Raw genomic sequence first — 6,678 nt, 5'->3', positions numbered from 1 at the left:
AGGGTCCGGGAGGCAAAATAGGACGCCAGCACCCGGCCGGCGAGCGCGCGGACCAGCCCCTTGGCGTCGGTCTCGCGGTACAGGGCGTCGCGGGCGGCCGCGTCGGTCAGTCCGACGCGATACAGGACGCGTAGGCTGGCGCTGACCGTCTCGAAGCTCTGCCGGTCGGCGGTGCCGCTGGCGATCAGATAGGATACGTCGGATGGCTGCTCAGAATCCCAGAGGCGATTGGCGCTTGCCGGCGCCGGCCCCTCGGCTGTGGAATGATCGTTGCCGGCCACGACCGGGGTGTTGCTGATCATCACCTCATGCACATCGCCCAACTCCTGATGGCGGACAACGCCGAACGGCCAGGGCAGCACGATGTGCAGACCCGAGGTCAGCATGGCCACCGGGTAACCGAACCGCTCGTAGGAGCCACGCTGGTTCAAATCGACGCGAGTGATGCCCGTGAGGAACCAGCAGATACCCACCATCAGCAGGATGATCGGGATGGACGCCGAACGGACGAAATGGAGAGCCCAGCTACGGGAGAAATCCATGCCAAACTGGGAGCGCATGACGATTGCCACGCCGACGGGTGACAGGGAGCGGCTGGACAGCGCCTGAGCCACGACGCTGGAGATCTGGGCCTTGGCGTTGTCGCGCGTCGGCGGCGGCAGGAAGCGCGCGCCGATCGCACGCACCGCAAGTTCAGCGCACACCACCAGGATGATTACCGCGATGGCGATCTGTGCCCAGGCCTGATTGCCAAGGCCCAGGCTGGCGATCACCAGCACCGCCGCTTCGGCGAAGAGCACCAGCGCAGGTAGCCAAAGCAACGCCCGCAATGCCTCGACTTCCGGAAGCCGCTCCTCCCCGATTGCTCCGACCGCTCGGGTTGCGATCACCCAAGGGGTGGCAAACAATAGGGTCGCGCTGGCGCCGGCGAAGCCGTTGCTTAGTGCCGGGGTGTTCCAATGGGGCCAGAAGACCAGGAGGACTGTGGCGGCCGGCGCCGAAAACAACACGGCCATCGCGGACTGCGGCCAGCCGGCGGCGCGGCCGGCGTGGTTCGGCGAGGGGACGGAATCGAATTTGCCGGTGGTGTCGGTGGCGTCGCGGGTGCGGCCGCGCACTACCATCATGGAGGCGGCGGCACCGAACGCCGCCAGGAGCAGCGCCGCGACGGCAGCGGCCGCGAAGGGGGCCGGATAAAGCCCCCATAGAAAGGATAGTCGCGCGAGGAAGAACAAACTGTACAGCATGCCGGCGGACAGCAGTGCGGCGGCGGTGCAGATGCCCAGTGACCGGAGCAGCGCGGTGGCTTGGGAAAGGCGGGACTCGTCCGTCACCGTCATGAAGTGAATACCTTGAGGAAGAAAACCGCCGCTCTCCGGAGAGAGCAGCGGCCATAGGCGTTGCCGCTACTTCTTGAAGTCGAACAAGTCCATCAGATCGCCGATGGCCGGGCTGTTGACCGGTGCATAGGGATTGGAGGACTTGGTGATCGGATTCGGCAGGTTGTCGCGGCCATTCTCCGAAACCGGACGCAGACGCCAGTTCCGTTCGACGAACTTCAGGAAGGACACGTGGTCGCCGTAAACGTGGGAGATGCGACCGCCCTCGGAGTACGAGGAGACCATGATCGCCGGGATGCGGGTGCCGTCGCCGAAGAAATCAAGCGGCTGGATGTAGCCAGAATCCCAGTATCCGCCACCTTCGTCGAAGGTGATCAAGATCGCGGTGTGTGCCCACAGCTCAGGATTCGCCTGCACCTCGTTGACGATCTTGCGGGTGAACGCCTCGAACAGATTCAGCTTGGAGGAAGCCGGGTGGCCGTCGAGCAATCCGTCCGGCTTCACGATCGAGACGGCCGGCAGGGCGCCCGACTTGATATCCGCTTCCAGATCTGGAACGTCCGCCAGATGCGCCTTGCGTTGCTTGGCGCTGGTCATGATGGAGGTTTCATAGAGGAACGGATTGCAGATGTTGCAGTAAATTGAGCCCGTGTCGCTGTTCGGGTTGGCAACGTAAGCATTCCAGCCCGCACCGTAGTACTTCCAGGAAATGTCGGCGTCGTTCAGCGTATCGCCGATTGTGCGCACCGGAGACGGCGGGATAGTAAAGGTCGAGGTGTTGACCGTGCCATCACCGAAATAGCCTGGATTGTAGTTGTTCAGCAGGTAATAGGCATGCGCCTGGCAACGCGTCGACGGCGTGTACGGCAGGCTGGCTAGGTAAGCTGTCACCTCCTTGACGCCCGGCTGGTTGGAGTTGGCGCATTCGCTGTACGAACCGCCACTGTAGCCGTCCTGGATGTAGTAGTTGTTCGTGCCCGTCTGCGGGTTCGGGTTTTCGATCTCGTTCGATGGTGGCGTCGCCATGTGGCCTTGGCCGTCCGTGTAGTAGATCGCGAGGCCTGTGCCGACCGCGATGTGGTTCGCGCCGGTTCCACCCATGATTGACTGATGGAAGTTGTCGCTCATCGAGTAGGTGTCAGCTAGGTGCTTAAAGTACGGGGCGTCACCCTGCTGCATGTTCCAGAACCCCATCGACGTCGCGCCTTCGCCGGTCGACTGGTCGGTGAAGTTCGCGGGCTGCGAGTTCCCGTTGCTGCCAGCGCCGATCGTCGCCTCGACCCACGGGAAAAGCTTGCTGGTGCAGCCCGACGGGTTCTCGGCGGTAATGGTGGACGCGGAACAGTCGGCCTGCTGCCACATCTGATAGAAGCGATGCACCGGGCTGGCGGTGTAGCTGTCATACGACAGCTTTCCACCGCTAAGCTGGTAAGGCCCATTTGGCAGCTTTGTAGCGTTCGGCACGCGGGTATCGACGCTGTCGTTGGTCAGACCGGTCGCGCCCGTCGTCAGCAAGTGGAAATCTCGCTTCGGCAGCCCGTCCTTAATCTGCGCTTCGGTCGTTTCCACGGCCGCCAGCGTCGCGAATGGCGGCGGGTTCGTATCACTGGCCGAGGTCGGCGCCCCGTCGGTCATCGCCGGCGGCAGCGTCTTGTAGGGCTTCTGGCTGGCCGGGCTGATGTTATAATGATTAGTGACACTGGCCTGATTCTGCGCTGCCTTGGCATAGTTTGTGCCCGGCGTGCCGTCGGCCTTCACGATGCCTTCCGACAGTAGGTTGAATACGGTTTCGCCCTTCTTCGGCTTGTAGGTCGCGAAGACATGGTCGAACGAACGGTTCTCACCGATGATCACGATGATGTGCTTGATCGGCGTGCGCGTGTCGTTATCGTGGCTCGCTGCGGCATTCGCCTGCCACACGGGGTCGAGCGTGACCGCAGAAAGAGTCAGGGCGGCCATCCCGCCGCGCAGGGCGGTCGATGACCAAAGAGGTTTTCGCTTCATTTTGTATCCTCCGAAAGGCGCGAAGCAACGGAGAGCCATGGTTACGATTGAAATGAGCAAACCAAGATCTCCACCTTCGACGATCCACTCTTAGACTGGGATTGTGAACGAGTAGTTACAACTTGGTTGCAGAACGGAGGCCATGGGAAGAGGTATAATCTGAAACCATAATCAGACACAGGGCCATTCGCCTAACAGGAAGGCAATTCCTAGGTTATTCTCAGGTTGGTTGTTTCTGGTCGGAACTTTTGGCTTCCTTGACAATTGGAAGTAGTTTTTGTGACGCACGCCGCTCGGTCCGGATCTCGCTCATGGAATTCAATTACTATATCGGAACAATACCGCAAGGCATGGCGAAATGGCATGAAAATCCGTCATCACGACCTCGATCGTCGATAGGCGAGAGCCGCCCGGACCGGCCGCCGTCATGTGCATGCGAAGCACATGGTCGTCGAACGGAGCGTTCCTGTTCGCGTCGGCGGTGTCGCCAAGATCGGCCAGCGCCTTCGCCACCACCGGGTCACGCGTCGACGGGGCCGGATCGTCATCGCTCATCACAGTCAGATGCGGTGCGATTCGGGCGAACAGGTCCGAGGTCATGCCGACGACGTCAGACAATTCCGCCACGCTGCGGAAAGGTGCGTGCGGCGGTGTGTAAGGCAGGCCTGCCGCCTGATAGCTCCTGACGCTGGACGCTCCCGTCGCGCCGGCCGCGCGCCAGTCGACGATCGCCGCCGCGAGTTGTGCCGCCGCGGGAGCAGGGCCTCCAGCCTCGATAATCAGCGCGCGCAGCAACATGGGCGAGGCGGTGTTGAGGTTGACTCGGTCCGACTCGTTCTCGACCCGGACCTGTACGAAAATGCGACCGACCCGCACGACCTGTACTGTTCCGTCCGCACGAGCATGGGAGGCCAGTATTCCCAGAGCGACCTGGGCAGCTGCCCCGTCGGCAGCGGCCTGCAGCCGAGCGGCTTGCAGCAGGTTGTGCGCGACCTGCGTATCGGCGCGGCCGGCGGCGACGACACGGGCGCCCAGCAGCGCCAGGAATCCGACAGCCAGCAGCACGATCAGCAGCGCGAAGCCCTGTTGCCTGCTGTTGGTGGACGGGGCGCGCATCGTTAGTCGATGTCCAAGGAGGAGGACAGCCTCGTGGCGATGATGATGTCCGGCCAATGGTCCGAGCCGGGTGCGCCGGTGAGGCCGATCCGGAAACGGATCAACAATGGCAACGACGATTGGTCCCAGTGAGACAACCATACGCCCGTCGCTCCCCAATAGGCGATCGACAGCCGGATGACATGGCGGGCCAAGGTCACTTCCCGTGGCGGCGGTGGCGGCCGCACGGGGATACCATGATGATACGGCCGCCAGCGCAGCACCAGACGGTCGCCTGACAGCGCCAGGCCGACCTCCGCCGGGATCGGAGCCGAATCCGAGTCCGGCGTTCGCAGCCGGCCTTGGCCGATCAATCGGTCCGAGGAGCCGGTCATGGTCGGTGCATCCATATTCTTGTCCGGCGTCAGATTCTCGACCACCAAGCGCAGCGCTCGGTCGGCAGCCTCTAGATCGGAATGGGCCGCGGACAGTCGTGTGTCCTGCTGCCATGCGGTCAATCCGAAGGACAGCGTGCGGCTGAGACCTGCCAGTAGCAGGCCGAACACCACCAACGCCACTAGCAATTCCAGCAGTGTGAAACCGGCGCGCTTCATCCACCGATCTGCTGGGTGACCAAATGGACGTCGTGTCGCTGCGGATTCCGACCCCAGTCAATCCAGACGTTCACCTGATACAGCACGACCTTCGCCGCGGCCTCCGCTCTTGCCGCGGATTGAACGGCCGATTGCAAATTCACAGTCTCGATAGGCGTGACCTGCACGCGATAGCGGAAGCCGCCGCCATCGTCGCCGGTCCAGGTTCCGGGTGCTAGGTGGGCCCCGTAAACGGTGACGTCTAAACGAGACTTTGCGCGAACCAGGGCCTGTACGTATTGGGCGGCGTTCTGGCTCGCGGACAAGCCGCTGCTCGTCGCCTCGAACAGCGCAACCGCTGCCAGTGAGGCGACGACCAGCGCGACGACGACCTCCAGCAGGGTAAAGCCTTTCATCCGCCCGCCAGGCTGTTGAGGCTGAGCATCGCGGTCATCAGCGAGGTCACGATTCCGCCGGTGGTGATTCCCATCAGGATTGTCATCGCCGGGACTAGCAGGGCGGTGAGCCGTTGCGTGGCGGTGCGGACCTTGTCCTCGTGAATGTCCGCGGCGCGCAGGGCCATGATGGCGAGCTGGCCGGTTTCCTCGCCCAGGCGCAGCAGGTGGATCATACGCACTGGAAACAGCCGTGATGCCTCCAGGTCCGGGGTCAGGCCGCCGCCGCCTCGCGCCGTGATGCTTGCCTGCCCCACCGCGTGCCGAGCCGCCCGATTGCCGATCGAATCGCGGACGATGGCCAGCGCCGGGATCAGCGCGACGCCGTTCTGCAGCAGCGTGCCCAGCACCCGGGTCAGGCGGGCGGCCATGACCTCTCGCATCAGCCCGCCGGTCAGCGGCAGGCGCATTAGCAGCGTGTCCACGACCAGCCGGATGCGCTCCTGCCGCAAGGCGGCATGGGCGATCAATCCGGCAAGCAGCAGTCCGAGCAGGATCATCAGTCCGTCATCCTGGACGAACCCGCCTGCGGCGACCAGGAACTGTGTGGAGGCTGGCAGGGTCACGCCGTTCTGCTCGAACAGTGGCAGGAACTGCGGCAGCACCTGCGTCAGTAGCAAGGTGGTGGCGCCGGTCATCGCCACCGCCAGGACGGCGGGATAGATCATTGCCGACACGATCGTCGACGACAGCACCTGCTGCCGGTCCAGCAGGTCGGCGATTCGGGTCAGGGTCGCGCCCAGGTCACCGCTGGCCTCGCCGGCGCGCACAAGGCCAATATGCATCGGGGGAAACATCTCGGCGTGGCGGGCCATGGCGTCTGAGAGCGCGCTGCCGCCGCGCACCGCGTCGCGAAGGCTGGTGACGATGTTACACACGCTGCCACCGCCGATCCCGCCGGATGCGGTCGCCTCCATGAAGCGCAGCGCGCGGTCCAGGTCCTGTCCGGCTGTGAGCATCGTGGCCAGCTCGCGGAATAGATAGGCGGTGTCGCGCTTGCTGATGCCTCGCCGGAATGTGGGATTGATTGTCCAGGCGCCGGCGAAGTCGCGGCGCCTGTCGGCCGGTTGGGCCTTGACGGGCAGGGATCCCTGGCGTTGCAGCGTGGCGATGACCTCGGCCTCGCCGGTGGCGTCCATCATTCCCGTGAGCCGCTCACCCCCAGGGCCGAAGGCCGTATAGTGGAACATC

Annotated in this window: 6 protein-coding genes; all 6 read right to left on the bottom strand. The window is 63.7% G+C overall.

What is annotated here, in order from left to right; all coding sequences use genetic code 11:
* On the bottom strand, nucleotides 1–1,340 hold a 1,340-nt coding region (locus tag VHB27_RS12225), incomplete at its 3' end, for a hypothetical protein (RefSeq protein ID WP_325600718.1).
* A 66-nt stretch (nucleotides 1,341–1,406) separates the two neighbouring features.
* Nucleotides 1,407–3,344, bottom strand: a complete 1,938-nt coding sequence (locus tag VHB27_RS12220; RefSeq protein ID WP_325600717.1) for an alkaline phosphatase family protein — start codon at nucleotides 3,342–3,344, stop codon at nucleotides 1,407–1,409.
* 318 nt (nucleotides 3,345–3,662) lie between these two features.
* Nucleotides 3,663–4,142, bottom strand: coding sequence for a hypothetical protein (locus VHB27_RS12215; protein ID WP_325600723.1), 480 nt, complete (start codon nucleotides 4,140–4,142; stop codon nucleotides 3,663–3,665).
* A gap of 320 nt (nucleotides 4,143–4,462) precedes the next feature.
* Nucleotides 4,463–5,053 (bottom strand): prepilin-type N-terminal cleavage/methylation domain-containing protein, encoded by a 591-nt coding sequence (locus VHB27_RS12210; RefSeq protein ID WP_325600715.1) that lies wholly within the window; start codon nucleotides 5,051–5,053, stop codon nucleotides 4,463–4,465.
* Nucleotides 5,050–5,448 (bottom strand): prepilin-type N-terminal cleavage/methylation domain-containing protein, encoded by a 399-nt coding sequence (locus VHB27_RS12205; RefSeq protein WP_325600713.1) that lies wholly within the window; start codon nucleotides 5,446–5,448, stop codon nucleotides 5,050–5,052. The genes VHB27_RS12210 and VHB27_RS12205 overlap by 4 nt, the downstream gene beginning before the upstream one ends.
* Complete coding sequence (locus VHB27_RS12200) at nucleotides 5,445–6,677, bottom strand: type II secretion system F family protein (protein WP_325600721.1); 1,233 nt, start codon at nucleotides 6,675–6,677, stop codon at nucleotides 5,445–5,447. The genes VHB27_RS12205 and VHB27_RS12200 overlap by 4 nt, the downstream gene beginning before the upstream one ends.
* Nucleotide 6,678: the final 1 nt, after the last annotated feature.

This window comes from Rhodopila sp. (assembly GCF_035548235.1).
Lineage (GTDB): Bacteria > Pseudomonadota > Alphaproteobacteria > Acetobacterales > Acetobacteraceae > Rhodopila.
Note: the sequence above shows the minus strand (reverse complement) of the source record. Positions and strands in the feature narration are given on the sequence as shown.